This is a genomic window from Streptomyces sp. NPDC090032, from assembly GCF_044748025.1.
Taxonomy (GTDB): Bacteria; Actinomycetota; Actinomycetes; order Streptomycetales; family Streptomycetaceae; genus Streptomyces.
Genome location: NZ_JBIVFF010000006.1, coordinates 117,553 through 134,759 on the forward strand (window position 1 = coordinate 117,553; position 17,207 = coordinate 134,759).

At 70.5% G+C, this 17,207-nt stretch carries 12 protein-coding genes, 1 tRNA gene and 1 pseudogene; 10 read left to right on the top strand and 4 right to left on the bottom strand.

Features of this window, described 5'->3' with window-relative positions:
* The first annotated feature begins 263 nt into the window (after positions 1-263).
* The 3 genes and pseudogenes from ACIPWY_RS15945 to ACIPWY_RS15955 all read left to right on the top strand — a co-directional run bounded on the left by ACIPWY_RS15945 (position 264) and on the right by ACIPWY_RS15955 (position 4,226).
* Positions 264-1,880: an MDR family MFS transporter gene (locus tag ACIPWY_RS15945; RefSeq protein WP_362897669.1), complete on the top strand. Its 1,617-nt coding sequence runs from the start codon at positions 264-266 to the stop codon at positions 1,878-1,880.
* A gap of 277 nt (positions 1,881-2,157) precedes the next feature.
* A pseudogene (locus ACIPWY_RS15950) lies at positions 2,158-2,598 on the top strand (DUF485 domain-containing protein); the annotation flags it as partial.
* Complete coding sequence (locus tag ACIPWY_RS15955) at positions 2,595-4,226, top strand: cation acetate symporter (RefSeq protein WP_393705429.1); 1,632 nt, start codon at positions 2,595-2,597, stop codon at positions 4,224-4,226. The pseudogene ACIPWY_RS15950 and the gene ACIPWY_RS15955, both read left to right, overlap by 4 nt.
* A 147-nt stretch (positions 4,227-4,373) precedes the next feature.
* On the opposite strand, the gene ACIPWY_RS15960 is transcribed toward ACIPWY_RS15955, so the two are convergent.
* The 3 genes from ACIPWY_RS15960 to ACIPWY_RS15970 all read right to left on the bottom strand — a co-directional run bounded on the left by ACIPWY_RS15960 (position 4,374) and on the right by ACIPWY_RS15970 (position 9,426).
* A complete protein-coding gene (locus ACIPWY_RS15960; RefSeq protein WP_393705428.1) occupies positions 4,374-5,273 on the bottom strand; it encodes a cellulose-binding protein in 900 nt (299 codons plus the stop codon).
* A 279-nt stretch (positions 5,274-5,552) separates the two neighbouring features.
* Positions 5,553-8,393: an SUKH-4 family immunity protein gene (locus ACIPWY_RS15965; protein WP_393705427.1), complete on the bottom strand. Its 2,841-nt coding sequence runs from the start codon at positions 8,391-8,393 to the stop codon at positions 5,553-5,555.
* 7 nt (positions 8,394-8,400) lie between these two features.
* Positions 8,401-9,426, bottom strand: coding sequence for an SMI1/KNR4 family protein (locus tag ACIPWY_RS15970; protein ID WP_393705426.1), 1,026 nt, complete (start codon positions 9,424-9,426; stop codon positions 8,401-8,403).
* A 222-nt stretch (positions 9,427-9,648) separates the two neighbouring features.
* Here ACIPWY_RS15970 and ACIPWY_RS15975 point away from each other — a divergent pair, with 222 nt between their 5' ends.
* Together ACIPWY_RS15975 and ACIPWY_RS15980 are read left to right on the top strand one after the other, a co-directional pair.
* Positions 9,649-10,221 carry a YwqJ-related putative deaminase gene (locus ACIPWY_RS15975; protein WP_362897679.1) on the top strand — a complete coding sequence of 191 codons (573 nt, stop codon included), beginning with the start codon at positions 9,649-9,651 and terminating at the stop codon, positions 10,219-10,221.
* A gap of 62 nt (positions 10,222-10,283) precedes the next feature.
* The gene (locus ACIPWY_RS15980) at positions 10,284-10,769 is read left to right on the top strand and encodes an SUKH-3 domain-containing protein (RefSeq protein WP_362897681.1); all 486 of its coding nucleotides are present in this window, start codon (positions 10,284-10,286) and stop codon (positions 10,767-10,769) included.
* A 297-nt stretch (positions 10,770-11,066) separates the two neighbouring features.
* Here ACIPWY_RS15980 and ACIPWY_RS15985 read toward each other — a convergent pair whose 3' ends face one another.
* Complete coding sequence (locus ACIPWY_RS15985; RefSeq protein ID WP_362897683.1) at positions 11,067-12,389, bottom strand: histidine kinase; 1,323 nt, start codon at positions 12,387-12,389, stop codon at positions 11,067-11,069.
* Between the two features lie 492 nt (positions 12,390-12,881).
* On the opposite strand from ACIPWY_RS15985, the gene ACIPWY_RS15990 reads away from it, so the two are divergent.
* From ACIPWY_RS15990 to pth, 5 genes are all read left to right on the top strand, one after another.
* Positions 12,882-12,952: transfer RNA gene (locus ACIPWY_RS15990), tRNA-Gln, on the top strand.
* Between the two features lie 118 nt (positions 12,953-13,070).
* A complete protein-coding gene (gene glmU, locus ACIPWY_RS15995; protein WP_362897685.1) occupies positions 13,071-14,525 on the top strand; it encodes a bifunctional UDP-N-acetylglucosamine diphosphorylase/glucosamine-1-phosphate N-acetyltransferase GlmU in 1,455 nt (484 codons plus the stop codon).
* A gap of 119 nt (positions 14,526-14,644) precedes the next feature.
* Positions 14,645-15,622 carry a ribose-phosphate diphosphokinase gene (locus ACIPWY_RS16000; RefSeq protein ID WP_100596162.1) on the top strand — a complete coding sequence of 326 codons (978 nt, stop codon included), beginning with the start codon at positions 14,645-14,647 and terminating at the stop codon, positions 15,620-15,622.
* A gap of 225 nt (positions 15,623-15,847) precedes the next feature.
* Positions 15,848-16,435, top strand: coding sequence for a 50S ribosomal protein L25/general stress protein Ctc (locus ACIPWY_RS16005; RefSeq protein WP_362897687.1), 588 nt, complete (start codon positions 15,848-15,850; stop codon positions 16,433-16,435).
* A gap of 117 nt (positions 16,436-16,552) precedes the next feature.
* A complete protein-coding gene (pth, locus tag ACIPWY_RS16010) occupies positions 16,553-17,149 on the top strand; it encodes an aminoacyl-tRNA hydrolase (protein ID WP_362897688.1) in 597 nt (198 codons plus the stop codon).
* Positions 17,150-17,207 lie beyond the last annotated feature (58 nt).

Sequence of the window (17,207 nt, forward strand, 5' to 3'; positions counted from 1 at the left end):
CCCTGGTGCAGGTCGCCCTCTTTCCCGGGGGAAAACCCCACCCCTTGAAGGTAGGAAGAACCCCCCACTCCCCTCGTCCTCCGGGGGGACGAACCGTCCCCTGTCCGCAGTACGGAGGTCCCCCTAGGGGGAGTCCACCCAACGGTGGAGCTCCTCTAGGGGTTCGCTCCACCTTCCTGCGCAGTCACGCTCCACCCTCCCGCCGCGACAGGGTCAGGTGAGATGGTGTCGGAGGCGGGATAGATGCAGGGGGAAGGAATCCGGTGGGCGGCGCGACATCGCAGGCGGGCACGCAGGCGGGCACGGGGAAGGACCGGCGCCGGGGCGCGGTCGTCGCCGCGCTGATGCTCTCCATGGCACTGGCGGCGCTCGACTCCACCATCGTCTCGACGGCGGTCCCGCAGATCGTCGGCGACCTCGGCGGCTTCTCCGTCTTCTCCTGGCTCTTCTCCGGCTATCTGCTCGCCGTCACGGTCACCCTGCCCGTCTACGGGAAACTGTCGGACACCTTCGGCCGCAAGCCCGTCCTCATCGGCGGCAGCATCCTCTTCCTCGCCGGCTCGCTCCTGTGCGCCGGCTCCTGGAACATGGGCGCGCTCATCGCCTTCCGCGTCGTCCAGGGCCTGGGCGGCGGCGCCATCCAGGGCACCGTCCAGACCCTCGCCGCCGACCTCTACCCGCTCGGCGAACGCCCCCGCATCCAGGCCAAACTGTCGACGGTCTGGGCGACCTCGGCCGTCGCGGGCCCGGCGCTCGGCGGACTGCTCGCCTCGTACGCGGGCTGGCGCTGGATCTTCCTGATCAACCTCCCGGTCGGCGCGCTCGCCCTGTGGCTCCTCGTACGCCATCTCCACGAACCCGTAAGGGAGAAGGGGCCGCGCGCCCGCATCGACTGGGCCGGGGCGCTCGCGGTGTTCGCGTGCGGCGGGGTGCTCCTGACCGCGCTCGTGCAGGGCGGCGTCGCCTGGGACTGGCTCTCGGCGCCCTCGATCGCCTTGTTCGGGACGGGAGTTGCGCTGGTCGGCGCCGTCGTCCTCATCGAGCGGCGGGCCGCCGAGCCGATCATCCCCGGCTGGGTCTGGCGCCGCCGCACCATCGCCGCCGTCAATCTCGCACTCGGCGCGCTCGGCCTCCTGATGGTCGCGCCCACCGTGTTCGTGCCCACGTACGCGCAGGCCGTCCTCGGACTCGCGCCCATGGCCGCCGGGTTCGTGCTCTCCGTGATGACGCTGAGCTGGCCCGTCTCCGCGGCGCTCAGCCAGCACGTGTACCGCAGGATCGGCTTCCGCAACACGGCCGTCGTCGGCATGGCGGCCGCGCTCCTCGTCCTGATCGCCTTCCCGCTGCTGCCCTACCCCGGGGCCGCCTGGCAGCCCGCCCTGGTCATGCTGCTGCTCGGCGCGGCACTCGGCCTCTTCCAACTGCCCCTGATCATCGGCGTCCAGTCGACCGTCGGGTGGGCCGAGCGCGGCACGACGACCGCGTCCGTCCTGTTCTGCCGGCAGATAGGCCAGACGCTCGGCGCCGCCGTGTTCGGCGCCGTCGCCAACACCGTGCTCGCCGGGCGCCTCGGCGGCGCGGGCTCTCTCGACGCGGTGGCCACGGCCCTGGAGAACCCCGCCTCCGTGGCCGACCCGGACCGGTTGCGGCGCGCCGTGGCGGCGGCCGTCGACTCGGTCTACGTGGGCGCGGCCTGCGCGGCGGCGCTCGCCCTGGTCGTCCTGCTGTGCCTCGCGCCACGACGCTTCCCGGTGATCGACCAGGACGGCGAGCGGGGAGACGAGCGGGGCGCCGAGGCGACATCTGGGGCTGCAAACAACTCAGTTGGCTCACAAGATGCGCATCAGCATCACTCACCCCTCTCACAACAAACCGACTGAGCAGTTCGCCAGAACCGTCGCAGAAAGCGCCTACCTACGAGTAACGTTCCGGCTCCCCTCTCGCTCCCTGCGTCCGCACTCCCCGGCGGACCCAAGCCGCGCAAGGAGAACCGGGATGTCCGACACACCGCACCGCTCATATTCCGACCACCAGAACGAGCCATGGCAGGCCCCCTTCCCCACGGGCCGCAGCCAGTACGGAAACCAGAACCGCAACCAGTACGGCAATCCGGGCCGGGCCCAGTACGGGAACCAGTACCCGGGCGAACACCAGCAGCCGTACCCCCGACAACCGCCGCACCCACAACAACAGCCCGACCCCGCCCTCACCTACCCCTGGGCGCCCCCTCCCCCACCACCTCCGCCCGCACGCCGCCTCCCCCGCCACCCCGCGCTCGGCCACCACAGCGACCTGCGGCTCCTGCGCAGCGCCTACCGCTGGCAGCGCCGCGTCGCCACGCTCACCGCGCTCGGCTACTTCACCCTCTTCCTCGTCCTGTCCGCGTTCGCGCCCTCCCTCATGACGGGCACGCTCCCCGGCGGCTTCTCCACCGGCCTCCTCCTCGGCCTGTGCCAGCTCCCCGTGACCGGGCTCGCCCTCTGCCTGTACGAGTACACCGCCCGCCGCCGCGTCGACCCGCTCGCCCACCGGCTGCGCAGACAAGCCGAGCTGGACCGGCATCCGGCTCCCACGACGGCCGGGGGGAACTTCCGATGACGGACTTCAGCAGCTCGGCCCAGGGCATGTCCCTGGTCGCCTTCACCGCGGTCGCCACCATCACGCTGCTCCTGTGCGTGATGACGGGCCCCGACCGCGACAACCTCGACGAGTTCTACACCGGCTTCGGCTCCCTCACCCCGATGCGCAACGGCCTCGCCATCGCGGGCGACTACATCTCCGCGGCGACGGTCCTCGGCACCGGCGGCATCATCGCGCTCACCGGCTACGACGGGATCGTCCTCGCCCTGAGCACGTCCCTGTCCCTGATGCTCATGATGTTCCTGCTGGCCGAACCCCTGCGCAACGCGGGCCGGTTCACCATGGGCGACGTGATCGCCCGCCGGCTGCCGGGACGCGCCGTACGCATCACCGCGTGCGCCACCACCCTCGCGGCACTGCTCCCGATCATGCTCGTCCAACTGGCGGGCGCGGGCGACCTGTTGGCGTTCGTCCTCGGCTTCACCAGCGAGGGGTTCAAGACGGGCTGCATCATCGCGCTCGGGGCCCTGATGATCAGCTACGCGGCGATCGGCGGCATGAAGGGCACCGCCCTCATCCAGATCATGAAGACCGTGATGCTGCTCGGCTCGGGCCTGACCGTAGCCCTCGTCATCCTCTACCGCTTCGACTGGAACCCCGGCGCGCTCGCCTCGCAGGCCGCCCAGGCCAGCGGCGTGGGAACTGCCTTCCTCCACTCGGGCCTCCAGTTCACCGGCACCGCCAACCCCCGCCTGGACATGATCAGTTCAGAGCTGACCGTCGTCCTCGGCGGCGCCTGCCTGCCCCACGTCACCATGCGGATGTACACGGCGCGCAGCGCGCGTGAAGTGCGCCGCTCGATGTCCTGGGCGGTGTCGGCGGTCGGCCTCTTCGTACTGATCATCGCGGTCGTCGGGTTCGGCGCGACGGCTCTCCTCGGCCGGGCCGCCGTCGCGGCGGCCGACCCGCAGGGCAACACGGCGTATCTGCTCGGGGCACGAGCCGCGTTCGGCGCGGACGCCTCCACGGCGGAGACCCTCGTCTTCACCACGGTCACCACGGCGCTCTTCCTCACGCTGCTCGCCTCGGTCGCCGGAATGATCCTGGCCTGCGCCAACTCCCTTGCGCACGACGTCTTCGCACACCGCGGGACACCGCTCACCAGCCGCAGGGAAATGACCCTCGCCCGCCTCTCGGCACTGTCCGTCGGCGCGCCCGCGATCCTCCTGGCCACGCTCGTCCAGCACCACAACCTCCAGCCACTGGTCACACTGTCGTTCTGCCTGGGTGCCTCGGCCCTCGCGCCCGCGCTCGTCTACAGCCTCTTCTGGCGCCGCTACACGCGTACGGGCCTGCTGTGGACACTGCTCGGTGGCACGGCGTCCTGCCTCGTCCTGATGACGGGCACCAACCTGGTCTCGGGCTCCCCCGCCTCGGCATTCCCCGGCCAGGACTTCAACTGGTTCCCCTTCACCACCACGGGCATCGTCTCGATCCCGCTCGGCTTCCTCTTCGGCTGGCTCGGCACGATGGCCTCCGGCCGCCGCACGGCGAACGACCAACGCCGCCAGTACGAGGCGGTGGAGGCATGGATCCTGGCGGGCGCGACGCGACAGGCGCCGAGGGGGGAGAGCGGCGGCGGATAGGGCGCCGGGGGGCGCGGGGCGGGAGATGAGACCGGCAGCGGCTACGGCTACGGCTACGGCTACGGCTACGGCTACGGCTACGGCTACGGCTACGGCGTGGGCGTAGCCCAAGAACGGGACCGGGACCGACAGCGGGACCGACAGCGGTTACGGGGTCTCGTCGGCGGGGTTGCGGCCCGTGATGGAGGCCAGGGTGGCGCGGACACGTTCCATGTGGGCGCGGGCCTCGTCCCACTTCTCGCCGTGCTCGCGCAGCACCCGCTCCGTCTCGCGGCTCACGCCCTCCTCGTACAGGGTCGCCTCCGCGAGGAGCTCCGCGGCGCGGGCCTCGGCGTCCTCCTGACCGTGCCGGGCCGACTCCTCCGCCCCGGCGAACGCCCGCCGCGCCTCGGCCAGCCGCCCCTCGGCCAGCGCCAGGCGCTCCGCCTCACGCACGTCCGCCGCGGCCTCGTGCCCGGCGATCTCCCGCTCGGCCCCGTCCCGCCGCTCGGCGTGGTCCTTCTCCTGCCCGGCGAGGGCCGCCGCGGTCCGCTCCCGCACGTCGTCCAGCACGCCGAGCGCCTCCTCGCGGCACTCCTTCGCCTCGTCCCGTGCGCCGGCACGCACCTCGTCCGCCGCGGCCCGCCCGGCGCTCAGCCGTTCGCCGGCCCACTGCTCGGCCGCGGCCAGTACGGCGTCGGCCGCGGCCCGGGCCGCCCCGCGCGTCTCCCGCGCGCCGGCCTCCGTGTCCTGCGTGATCCGCCGGACGTCCTCGGCGGCAGCCGTCCGTACGCCGTCCGCCTCCTCCTCGGCGAGGGCGAGGATCTCGCGGGCGCGGTCGCCGAGGGACTCGTACGTCTGGGGGGCGAGCTGGGCCACGGCCAGATGCAGCCGCTGCGCCTCGGCCTCCAGCTCCTCCACCCGGGCGGCCAGGAGAGCGGCGCGCTCGAGGGCGTCGTCGCGGCCCCGGGACAGCTCGGCGGCCAGCGCGTCCACCTGCCCGGGGCGGTAGCCGCGACCCCGGGCCGTGACGAAGCCATGGGGCGACACCGACGCACCGCTGCTCATCCTTGTTCCCCTCTTAGCCTCTACGGCTCTCCTACCCGGCACTCGATCGAGCCGAAGCGCTCAAATCAAGACACTCCACTCAACCCACCCGACAAGGATGCGCCAAATATGGCCGAAAGTCGGAATCGGGGGCCTTGAAGGCGAGAGAGGTCACACACCCGCGAACGGACGAATGGGATGAGGGCTCCCAGAATGCTGGCGGCGGCAGAGCCCAAAAAGAGGAGAGGCGCGCGACCGATACGGCCGCGCACCTCTCCTCCACTCGCTCCTGCCGGCGGACTACAGCAGTCCGTCCCACATCTGCTCGAGCAGCACCGACCACCAGCCCTCCGGCGACGCGAGCGCCGCCGGGTCGACGGCGGCCAGCTGCGCCTGGAAGTCGACGGTCCAGCGGCCCGCCTGCTCCTGGTTGAGCCCGAACCGCAGCGGCCACATCCGGCCGAGCACCGCGAGGCTGCGCGCGAACTCGGGCAGGCCCGTGTTCACGAACTGCGGCGGCACCGGAGCACCACCGGGACCCGCCTCCACCGGCACGGCCACGATGTTCGCCGTGCCGTACTGGACACAGATCGCCCGCCCGAAGTCACTGCCCATCACGAGGTACGAACCCGCGTCCGACGCGGGCTGCACCCCTCGCTCCTGCGCCAGCTCGGCGAGCGTCGGCACCGGGCGGCCCGGCTGGGCCTGCGCCCAGAAGAACGGCCCGAAGTCGGCGGGCAGCCCCGCCACGACGAGGGTGTGCGCCACGATGTCCGGCACGCCCTGACGGGACACGGCCCGCTGGTCGAACCGGAACACACCGGGCCCGAACGCCGCCGCCAGCTCCTGCCCGATCGCCTCCGGCGGAGCCGGCGGCATCGGCTGCGCGGGCGGCAGCGGCGCACGCACCGGCGCGAGCCGCGCCGGACCGTCCGCCACCTGATGCAACTCGCCCTGGTGCGCGATCAGTTGCTGCATACCCTGCTGGCGCGACGCGTGGTCCCTGCCGTACGGGGCGATGGACGTGATCCTGGCCTGCGGCCACTGCTCACGGATCATGCGGGCGCAGTACGCACCCGGCAGCTCGCAGGACTCCAGCTCCGTGTGCAGCTCCAGAACCTGGTCCGGCGGGATGTTCATGCCGCGCAGCTCGTGGAAGATCTGCCACTCCGGGTGCGGCGTGCCGGGCGCCGAGCGGCGGATCAACTGCTGCTCGGAGCCGTCGGGCGCGCGGTAGCGCAGCACGGCCTGATAGCCGGGCCCGACGGTCGGCTGCCCGGTGGGCTGCGGATACCCGTACGAGGCCGGGGGCGGACCACCCGGAACCTGCTGCCCGGGCATCGGCGGCGGCATCGGCATCCCGCCCGGCGCCTGCGGCGGCGCGGGAGGAGGCATGCCGGGACCGACCTGCCCCGGACCGGCCAGCATCGTCGCGGCCTGATGGACACCGCCACCGGGAGCCCCGGGCGCACCGGGCGCCGCCGGCGGGGGCGGCGCGCCAGGACCGGCCGGCCCCGGCTGGGCCAGCATCGTCGCGGCATGGTGCACACCACCGGGCGGCGTGCCCCCGGGCGGACCGGGAGGCTGCGGCGCACCGGGAACACCAGGCGGGCCAGGAGGCTGCGGCGCGCCGGGAGTTCCGGGGGCGCCGGGCGGCTTGGGAACACCCGCACCGGGCACGCCGGGCGGACCGGGCGGCTTGGGAGCCCCCGGAGTGCCGGGTGCGCCGGGCGGCTTGGGAGCACCGGGGCCACCCATGCTCGGGTCGGCCAGCATCGTCGCGGCGTGGTGCACACCACCGGGCGGCGTACCACCCGGGGCGGGCGGAGCCTCGGGCCCGTCGGGGCCCAGCTGCGAGACGAGCTGCGTCGGAACGTAACCACCCGCCGGGGTACCGGGAACGCCGGGACCCGAGGGCCGCGCACCGGGAGTACCCGGAGCTCCGGGCGGCGGCGGAGTCGTCGCGCCACCACCGCGCCCGCCACGGGGCGGACCCTGCGCCTTACTGGTCGCGGCGTCGGCGATGTCACCGGCCCCGGGCGCCAGCGGCCGCCCGGCCGCATCCTGCCCGCCCACCGGCGGCGGAGTCTGCCCCTGCGGGTACCCGTACGTGGGCGGCGGAGTCTGCTGCACACCGCCCTGCGAACTCCCGGGCGCCTGCGGCACGTCGGGGGCAGGCGGAGTACCCGGACCCTGCGGATAGCCGTAGTTCGGCGGAGCACCGGGAGGCGGAGCCTGCTGCGCACCGGCACCCTGCGGATAGCCGTACGCGTCAGAAGCACCCGGCGGCGGAGTCTGCTGCGCACCAGGGCCCTGCGGATACCCGTAGTTCGCCGGAGCACCCGGCGGCGGCGTGCCCGGAGCGGCGGGAGCCTGCCCGTCGATCGCCGGTGCCACCGACGTACGCGGGAGCTGACTGCCGCCCGACATCAGCGCCGTCTTCGCTTCAGGAGCGGCGGTGGGCGCAGGCACATCGCCCGCGTCCACCAGCGGCGGCGCGAACACCGTCGCCGGAGGCGCGACCGAACGGTCCTCCTCCTCATCCGCGTTCGTGTCCGTACCGGCCCACGGGGTCGCCCCGACAGGAGTAGCGGGCGAGGCGGGCCACGGCGTGGCACCGCTGCTCGCGTCGACGGCCGCAGGGGCGGCCGTCCCAGGCACGGACGCACCCGCACCGGATCCAGCCCCGCCGGACCCATCGGCACCACCGGTCGACGACGCCGACACCGATGCCGATGCCGACGACGAATCCCCCCGCCGATCCGGAATACCCAGCTTGTCCGCCGCCTCCTGGAGCCACTCCGGAGGGCTCAACAGGAACGACGTCTGATTCAGATCCACCCGCTCCGGCGGCGCGTCCGACGGCTCCGGCGAAGCCTCCGGCAGCCCGTACTCCTCCTCGTACCGCCGGATCACCTCACCCACCGGCAGCCCCGGCCACAGCGAGGCGTCCCCACTGTCACGCGCGATGACGAGCCGCTGACGCCCGCCGTCGGACACCGGACCGCCCTCGCGGTCCTCCGCCCACACCACGAACCCCAGCTCGAACTCCCGCACCCGCACCTCACGGTGCTGATAGCCGGGCACATCGCCGTTGATCCACTCTTCGGCGCGCTCCTGCGCCTGCGCGAACGTCACCATCGGACACTCACCCCTCGTCCGGGACAGCCGAAGCAGTCGGCACGGCGGCGCCCGAAGCGTCGACCGCACTCGCGAAACCACCGTCCACCATCAGGTTCGCCACCGTCTCCAGCTCCGGCGGATTGCCCGCCAGCCGAGCCAGGAACGCGTCGAAATCGTCACCGCACGGCAGCAGCAGACGCTCCACCCGCTCGGCGACCGACCAGCCGGCCGTGTCCCCGCTGTCCCGCGCGTCGTCATACGCGCAGAACCACACCGAACCCGCCCGGTCACCCTTGACCTTCACGGCGAGAATGCCGCCCTGCACGAACCCGACACCCAGATAGTCCTTGGTCAGGTGATCACGCAGGCACTTGTTCACGTACACCAGGTCATTGACCGCGGCCTCGTCCCGCACCGTGAAGAACGGCTGGTCCACCAGCAGCCCCAGCTCGGCGTCCAGCGCCGCCCCCACCGGAGCGCACCCGCCCGCCGCCTTCAAGAACGCCCGGTACGCACCCGGCAACCGGTAACCCAGATCCTCCTCGACACCCAGGATCTGCTGCTCGGTCACCGCCACCGACGACTTCGGCAGGCCGAAATGCGCCGGCCGCGTCTCCTGCAACGGACGCGTCCCCCGCTTGCCATGGTCCACCGCGGCCGTCGCGAGACCACCGTGATGCCGCAGCAACGCCTTCACCTCGACCGGCACCAACTCCATACGACGACTGCCCGGCACGTGATGCCAGGTCCAGCCGTGCGGCGTCGCCACCGGCACGATCGTGTCCCACAAGTCATGCCCCGCGGCAGCCAGCGCCGCGTTCGCCGACACATAGTCCGTCAACCGCAGCTCATCGACCCCGAACCCCTCCGGGGGCTCGGCGATCTCCGCCGCGGCACGCGCGTAAGCCGAAAAGTCCGGAAAGCCGTTCCCGTCGATCCGTACGCCCCTGGGATGGCGCGCAGCACGGACCGGGTCCGGGAAGTGCACGACCTGCCCGGCGTAGGCCGCGTTCGGCGGCGCGGCTTGCTGCCCGAGCCGACCTGTCGTCATGGCGGTTGCCCCCTGCGGCACTGTTATGGATCGCGGATAGCGACAGCCTATGCGGTTGTACGACACCGGTCACCGGCCCTCCGGTTCCATGACCAGCAGTCACCCCACCGTGACGATGAGCCGACGCTCCCGCGTGTCGCCGCGCCCCAGCTTCCGCACCACCGGCCGCATTTGGCAGTCTGTGCACGCAACCCGGGGGATTGCAGGAGGGGAAAGCACCACATGCAGAGCAGCACCGCACCGTCATCCGACACGGCCGTCGCACCGGCCCCGGAGTCCGACACCGGACACCCGGCCACCGCCGACGACGCCTCCGGCGACCCACGCGTCGGCTGGAGCAGCGCCGACGACGCGCCCGCCCCTGCCCTGAGCCAGCGCCGCGACGGGATCCTGCCCACCGTCGCCGCCGCCCTCTCCGTCCGCGGCACCACACTGACCAGCACCGCTGCCCGCGGCGAACACGCCCCCACCCTGCACCCACTCGTCCAGGACTACCTCGACACCCTCACCAGCGCCCAGCGCGACCGCTTCACCGGACGCTGCGCCGAAACGATCCTCATCTCCCGCCACCTCACGGCCGCCGACGAGGAACGCTCCAAACGCGCCCGCCGCAAACCCATGACCAACGGCGAAGCCCGCAAAGTCCTCAAACACGCCAAACTCACCACCCGCCGCATCCGCGAGGACGGCGACCCCCTGCACGGCGGCTTCGCCCGCCCCTGCCGCGCCTGCGCCGCGCTCACCGCCCACTTCGGCGTCCACGTCGTGGACCCGGCCACGGACACCACCGGCTGACCAGCACACCAGAGCACACCCGCACCACCGCAGGCAGCAGCAGAACAGGACGAGGCCACCCCATGACCGCCGACCGCACCCGCTTCACCGCCCCCGTCGACGCAGCACTGCGCGCCGCCGGCTGGCAGCCCGGACGCTGGGACATCAAACAGGCCGAATTCTGGGCCGACGCCCTGCGCACCCACGTATCCCCCGCAGGCCACCGCCACACCGTCTTCCCCGCCGCCGTCGAGGCCTGGGCCGAATTCGGCGGACTCCACCTCACCCCACAGGGCCCCGGCCGCCAGATAGCACCCGCCCAGCCCCATCTCGACCCGCTCCACGGCCTCCACATGGCCCGCACCCTCGGCGACCTCGGCCGCGCCCTCGACACCGAGGTCTGCCCCCTCGGCGCCGAATCCGGCTCCGAAGCACTCCTGGCCATCGACACCGAAGGCCGCGTCTACGCCCTCGACCACAGCGGCGACTGGTACCTGGGCCCCGGCATCGACCAGGCCCTGGAAACCCTCATCACCGGCACCACCCCAACTCGCCTGACAGCGGCATAAAACCGAAGCCACACCCCGCAAAGCCGCATCCCCGAAGGACGAACCACCGGCGGCCGGCCGCGGACGAAACGGGAGAGGACGCGCGGGACGTGCGCGCGGAGCCACGTGCGGAAGAGCGCGGACCGATGTCCCCGTCCGCTCAAGCCCATAGAACAGCGAGCACGTACATCCCGCCGCGTCCCCGCACCCACGAACGGCGAAACGCACCACCCGGCACCCGCACCCGGCAACAACAGCCCCCACACACGGCGCAGCCCACGAAGAGCGGCTAACGAAACGCGGCCCACGCAGCGCAGCTCACGCGGCAGGCAGAACCGCCGAAACCCGATACCCCCCGGCATCAGTAGGCCCGCACACGAAAACCCCACCCAGCCCCGCCACCCGCTCCTTCATCCCGACCAGCCCATTCCCCCCACTGGGCAGCCGCACCCCAACCCCCGCATCCCCATCCGACGGCGGCGGCTCGTTCTCCACCTGCATCGCGATCTCCGACACCCGGTGAGCAAGGCGCACATACGTCTTCGCACCCGCCGCATGCTTGTGCACGTTCGTCAGTGCCTCCTGCACCACCCGATACGCCGTCTGCTCCACCGCCGCGACATACGACCGCGTATCGCCCTCGACGAGCAGCTCCACCACCATGCCCGCCGCCCGCGACTGCCCCACCAACTCATCAAGATCGCGCAGACACGGCCCGTCCTCCTCATCGACGACCCGAGACGCCGCAGCCGCGGCCGCAGCCGCCACACCCACAGCAGCCAACGGCACCCCCGCACCGGCACCCGGCTCCCGCCGACCGCCACCACCGGACCGCATCACACCGAGCATCTCCCGCAGCTCCGTCAACGCCTGCCGCCCCATGTCCCCGACCAACGCCGCGTTCTTCACGGCCTTCTCCGGATCCTTACGGGCCACCGCCTGCAACGCCGCCGCATGCACCACCATCAGACTCACCCGATGCGCCACCACGTCGTGCATCTCCCGCGCGATACGCGTCCGCTCCTCACCCCGCGCCCACTCCGCCCGCTCCTCCGCGCGCTCCGCGAGCAACTGAAGCTCCCGCTCCAGCGAATCGTTCCGCTCCCGCAAACTCTCCATGAGCCGCCGCCGCGCACCGACATAGAGCCCCAGCAGCAACGGCGGAGCGGTCACGCCCAACGACGTGGTGATGGCGACGAACGGAACGAACCAGTCCCCCACCCGCACGAGATTCCCGTGTCCGGCATCCTGCTGCGCCCGCACCACCGACACGATCAGCGTCCCGACGAACGACATCCCCGCCAGAGAACCGATGATCCGCCGCGGCATCTCGGACGCCGCCAGCGTGTACAGACCCACCACGCTCAGCAGCACACCCATCCGGGCCGGAGTCACCGCGACCCCGATCAGCACCACCGCGATCGGCCACCGCCGCCGCAGCACCAGCATCGACCCGGCAAGCACCCCGAAAACGACCCCCACGGCCGCCGGCACCCCGGCGTCCCGCGCGAACCCGACCCCCTCAACCCCACACTCCACCGCCGAAGCGACGGCCAGCCCAACATCGAGCACGGCACTACGCCGCCGCTCCCACCACCACGGCCCCCCGGCCGTCCGGTGCGTTTCCCCCGTCGTGGTCATGCCGTCCAGCCTACGGGCGCGAGGTGCCCCGTTTCCGGTGAGTTTCCGCGACAGCCCCCTGCCATGACCACCCTTCGAACAGAAGCGAAACCAGCCGGTATCCCTCGAACTGTTGGCCCATATGCAAATACGACCCACCCACCCGCATCCCGGACGAGCCTTTTCCTATGACAGAGACCACAGCCAAATACACAGACTTCGAGGGACTACGAGAGCGAGCGGTCGCACTGCGGCGGGAGGGGCTGAGCCGCCGCCAGATACGGGACCGCCCCCACGTCGACAACGACGACAACGACAACGACGACAACCTCAACCGACTCCATCGAGGTCTACATGGCACCGGAAGAACGTCGGCTCGGGCTACCGCGGTTGCTTGGCTGTCCGCGTACTGAAAGGCGCCGAGCTGTACCGTCGCATCGAAGGCGCCTGGTACGGCATAGTAGGTGCCGCGCTCAAAACCCCTCCGGAAATTCGGACATAGGGCGCTGACCGTCCCGGGTCGTCTAATGGCAGGACAAATGGTTTTGGTCCATTGAATGAGGGTTCGATTCCTTCCCCGGGAGCACAGGTGAAGCGGGGCCCGACCACACGGTCGGGCCCCGCCCCCATTTCCGCCCCACAACGCCCCGGTATCCTGCGGATATCCCCACCCCGAGCCATCCGAAGCCGAAGGGCACACCCGTGAGCGCCAACAGCCCCCGTCCGGCCGCCGTCGTCGTTCTTGCAGCGGGTGAGGGCACCCGTATGAAGTCGGCCACGCCCAAAGTCCTGCATGAGATCAGCGGTCGCTCGCTCGTCGGGCATGTGCTCGCCGCCGCGCGGGAGTTGAGCCCCGAGAATCTCGTCGTCGTCGTGGGCCACGAGCGGGACCGGGTGCGAGAGCACCTCGCCGGGATCGATCCGGACGCCCGTACGGCCGTGCAGGAGCAGCAGAACGGCACGGGTCATGCCGTGCGCATGGGGCTCGAGGAGCTGGGCGGGGTTGTCGAGGGCACAGTGATCGTCGTGTGTGGTGATACTCCGCTGCTGACGGGCGAGACACTGATGCACCTGTCGGCGACGCATACCGGTGACGGCAATGCGGTGACGGTGCTGACGGCGGAGGTTCCGGATGCGACGGGTTATGGCCGGATCGTGCGGGACGGGGCGTCGGGTGAGGTGACGGCGATCGTCGAGCACAAGGACGCGAGTGAGTCGCAGCATGCGATTCGTGAGATCAACTCGGGTGTGTTCGCGTTCGACGGTGCGCTGCTGGCGGATGCGCTGGGCAAGGTGCGTACGGACAACAGTCAGGGTGAGGAGTACCTCACGGATGTGCTCGGGATTCTGCGGGGGGCGGGTCATCGTGTCGGTGCTTCGGTCGCGGCGGACCATCGTGAGATCGCGGGTATCAACAACCGTGTGCAGTTGGCCGAGGCGCGTCGGACGCTGAACGAGCGGCTGCTCGAGCGGGCGATGCTCGCGGGTGTGACGGTCGTGGATCCGGCGTCGACGTGGGTCGATGTGACGGTGGGCTTCGAGCGGGACGCGGTCGTGCATCCGGGTACGCAGTTGCTGGGTGCGACGTGGCTGGGTGAGGGTGCCGAGGTGGGTCCGAACACGCGGCTGACGGACACGCGGGTCGGTGCGGGGGCGCGGGTCGACAACACGGTGGCGGATGGCGCGGAGGTGGGCGAGGGGGCGACGGTGGGTCCGTTCGCGTATCTGCGTCCCGGTACGCGCCTGGGTGTGAAGGCCAAGATCGGTACGTATGTCGAGACGAAGAACTCGACGATCGGTGAGGGTACGAAGGTGCCGCACCTCTCCTATGTCGGTGACGCGACGATCGGTGACTACACGAACATCGGTGCTGCGAGCGTCTTTGTGAACTACGACGGTGAGGCCAAGCACCACACGACGGTGGGTTCGCATTGCAAGACGGGTTCGGACAACATGTTTGTGGCGCCTGTCACGGTCGGGGACGGTGCGTACACCGCTGCGGGGTCGGTCATCACGAAGGATGTGCCGGCGGGTTCGTTGGCTGTGGCCCGTGGCCAGCAGCGGAATATCGAGGGTTGGGTGGCTCGTAAGCGTCCGGGGAGCGCGGCTGCGAAGGCGGCTGAGGAGGCGTCCCGGGGGGCCGGTGGCGAAGGCTGACCGGAAACAGGTGCGTCCGACACGGCGTACCGTGATAGGTGCACACGATTCGGCTGCCTCGCTGCTAATGGGACGAGCGGGCGCAGCGGCGGAAGAACGCGTCTGAGGAGACAAGTGCTGTGAGCGGGATCAAGACGACCGGCGAGAAGAAACTGATGCTCTTCTCCGGCCGCGCCCACCCCGAGCTTGCCGAGGAGGTCGCGCACGCTCTCGGTGTCGGGATCGTTCCGACCAAGGCATTCGACTTCGCCAATGGCGAGATCTATGTCCGCTATCAGGAGTCCGCTCGCGGCGCCGACTGCTTCCTGATTCAGAGCCACACGGCTCCGATCAACAAGTGGATCATGGAGCAGCTCATCATGATCGACGCGTTGAAGCGTGCGTCGGCTCGCTCCATCACGGTGATCGTGCCGTTCTACGGTTACGCCCGTCAGGACAAGAAGCACCGTGGACGTGAACCGATTTCGGCGCGTCTGGTGGCGGACCTGATGAAGACGGCGGGTGCGGACCGCATTCTGACGGTGGATCTGCACACGGACCAGATCCAGGGCTTCTTCGACGGCCCGGTGGACCACCTGTTCGCGCTGCCGATCCTGGCGGACTACGTGGGTGCGAAGGTCGACCGCGCCAAGCTCACGGTGGTGTCTCCGGACGCCGGCCGTGTGCGTGTGGCGGACCGCTGGTGCGACCGTCTCGGTGCGCCGCTGGCGATCGTGCACAAGCGTCGTGACAAGGACGTGGCGAATCAGGTCACCGTGCACGAGGTCGTCGGTGATGTGAAGGGCCGCGTGTGTGTCCTGGTGGACGACATGATCGACACGGGTGGCACGATCTGCGCGGCTGCGGACGCGCTGTTCGCCCATGGTGCGGAGGACGTCATCGTGACGGCGACGCACGGTGTGCTGTCGGGGCCGGCTGCTGACCGTCTGAAGAACTCGAAGGTGAGTGAGTTCGTCTTCACGGACACGCTGCCGACGCCGGGTGAGCTGGAGCTGGACAAGATCACGGTGCTGTCGATCGCGCCGACGATCGCGCGTGCGGTGCGTGAGGTCTTCGAGGACGGTTCGGTGACGAGCCTGTTCGAGGAGCAGGCGTAGTCGCGCTGATGCTCTTCTGCATCGATCCTGATGCTTTTCCAGTCGATCGCTGATGCTCTTCTAGATCGATTTTGGGCGGCCTCCCCCGCCGGGTAGACTCACGGAGTTGCTCGGCGAGGGAGGCCGCACTGTCATGTGCGGCGGTCCGTTATCGACGCGCTCTTCGTAGCAGGCCCGTTCGTGGCCGGGTGACCACCTTTCCCCCCTTTTCTACGAGGAGTGCACATGGCTGAGATCAAGCTTGCCGCCGAGATCCGTACCGAGTTCGGCAAGGGTGCTGCCCGCGCCGTCCGCCGTGAGGACAAGGTTCCCGGTGTCATCTACGGTCACGGTGCCGAGCCGGTTCACGTGACGCTGCCGGGTCACGAGCTGCTGCTGGCGCTGCGTACGCCGAACGTTCTGCTGTCGCTGGACGTCGACGGCAAGACCGAGCTGGCGATCCCGAAGGCTGTCCAGCGTGACGCCCTCAAGGGTTACCTGGTCCACGTCGACCTGCTGACCGTCAAGCGCGGCGAGAAGGTCACGGTCGAGGTTGCGGTCGAGACCGAGGGTGAGCTGGCTCCGGGCAGCTTCCTCGTCGAGAACGTGCTGAACACGCTGTCCGTCGAGACCGAGGCGACGCACATCCCGACCTCCGTCTCCGTGTCGATCGCGGGCCTGGAGGGCGGCGACGCCATTCACGCCAAGGACGTCACGCTGCCGTCCGGTACGACCCTGGTCACCGACCCCGACGCCGTCGTCATCCAGATCCTGGCCGCGCAGGCCGAGGAGCCGGCTGCCGAGACCGCCGAGGACGCGGCTGCCGAGGCCTGAGCCGTACGCTCTGCTTGACGGGGTGGCGGGCCACTGCGGCCCGCCACCCCGTTTTTCATGTTGCCGTCCGTTTTCATGTTCCCGTCCGTGTGTTGTACGTGAGGAGACGCGGTCCCGATGACGACCGATGCCACTGCCCCCTGGCTGATCGTGGGTCTTGGGAATCCCGGGCCCGAGTACGCGATGAACCGGCACAACGTGGGTTTCATGGTGGCCGATCTGCTGGCGGAGCGGATCGGTGGCAAGTTCAAGCGGGCGGGCAAGGCTCAGGCGCAGGTGCTTGAGGGGCGGATCGGTGCGCCGGGTCCGCAGAACCGCCGGGTGATCCTGGCGAAGCCGATGTCGTTCATGAACGTGTCGGGTGGTCCGGTGACGGGTCTGCGGGATTTCTACAAGGTGCCGGTCGGCAACATCGTGGCGGTCCATGACGAGCTGGACATCGACTACGGGACGATGCGGCTGAAGCTGGGCGGTGGCGACAACGGGCACAACGGTCTGAAGTCGATCACGAAGTCGATGGGTGCGGACTATCACCGGGTGCGGTTCGGGATCGGGCGTCCGCCGGGGCGTATGCAGGTCGCGGATTTCGTGCTGAAGGATTTCTCGTCGACGGAGCGCAAGGAGCTGGACTACCTGGTGGACCGTGCGGCGGATTCGGTGGAGTGTCTGGTCACGGAGGGTCTGGAGCGGGCGCAGAGCGCGTACAACTCCTGACCTGCCCCGACCTGTCCTGACCTGACACGACCTGTCGGGTGAGTTGACCTGTCGGGTG

Excerpts from the sequence above, each read along its gene's own strand:
- ACIPWY_RS15965 (WP_393705427.1), bottom strand. The coding sequence starts at position 8,393 with ATGGTGACGTTCGCGCAGGCGCAGGAGCGCGCCGAAGAGTGGATCAAC.
- ACIPWY_RS16005 (WP_362897687.1), top strand. The coding sequence starts at position 15,848 with ATGGCTGAGATCAAGCTTGCCGCCGAGATCCGTACCGAGTTCGGCAAG.
- ACIPWY_RS15960 (WP_393705428.1), bottom strand. The coding sequence starts at position 5,273 with ATGAGCAGCGGTGCGTCGGTGTCGCCCCATGGCTTCGTCACGGCCCGG.
- ACIPWY_RS15985 (WP_362897683.1), bottom strand. The coding sequence starts at position 12,389 with ATGACCACGACGGGGGAAACGCACCGGACGGCCGGGGGGCCGTGGTGG.
- ACIPWY_RS15980 (WP_362897681.1), top strand. The coding sequence starts at position 10,284 with ATGACCGCCGACCGCACCCGCTTCACCGCCCCCGTCGACGCAGCACTG.
- ACIPWY_RS15975 (WP_362897679.1), top strand. The coding sequence starts at position 9,649 with ATGCAGAGCAGCACCGCACCGTCATCCGACACGGCCGTCGCACCGGCC.
- ACIPWY_RS15955 (WP_393705429.1), top strand. The coding sequence starts at position 2,595 with ATGACGGACTTCAGCAGCTCGGCCCAGGGCATGTCCCTGGTCGCCTTC.
- ACIPWY_RS15970 (WP_393705426.1), bottom strand. The coding sequence starts at position 9,426 with ATGACGACAGGTCGGCTCGGGCAGCAAGCCGCGCCGCCGAACGCGGCC.
- pth (WP_362897688.1), top strand. The coding sequence starts at position 16,553 with ATGACGACCGATGCCACTGCCCCCTGGCTGATCGTGGGTCTTGGGAAT.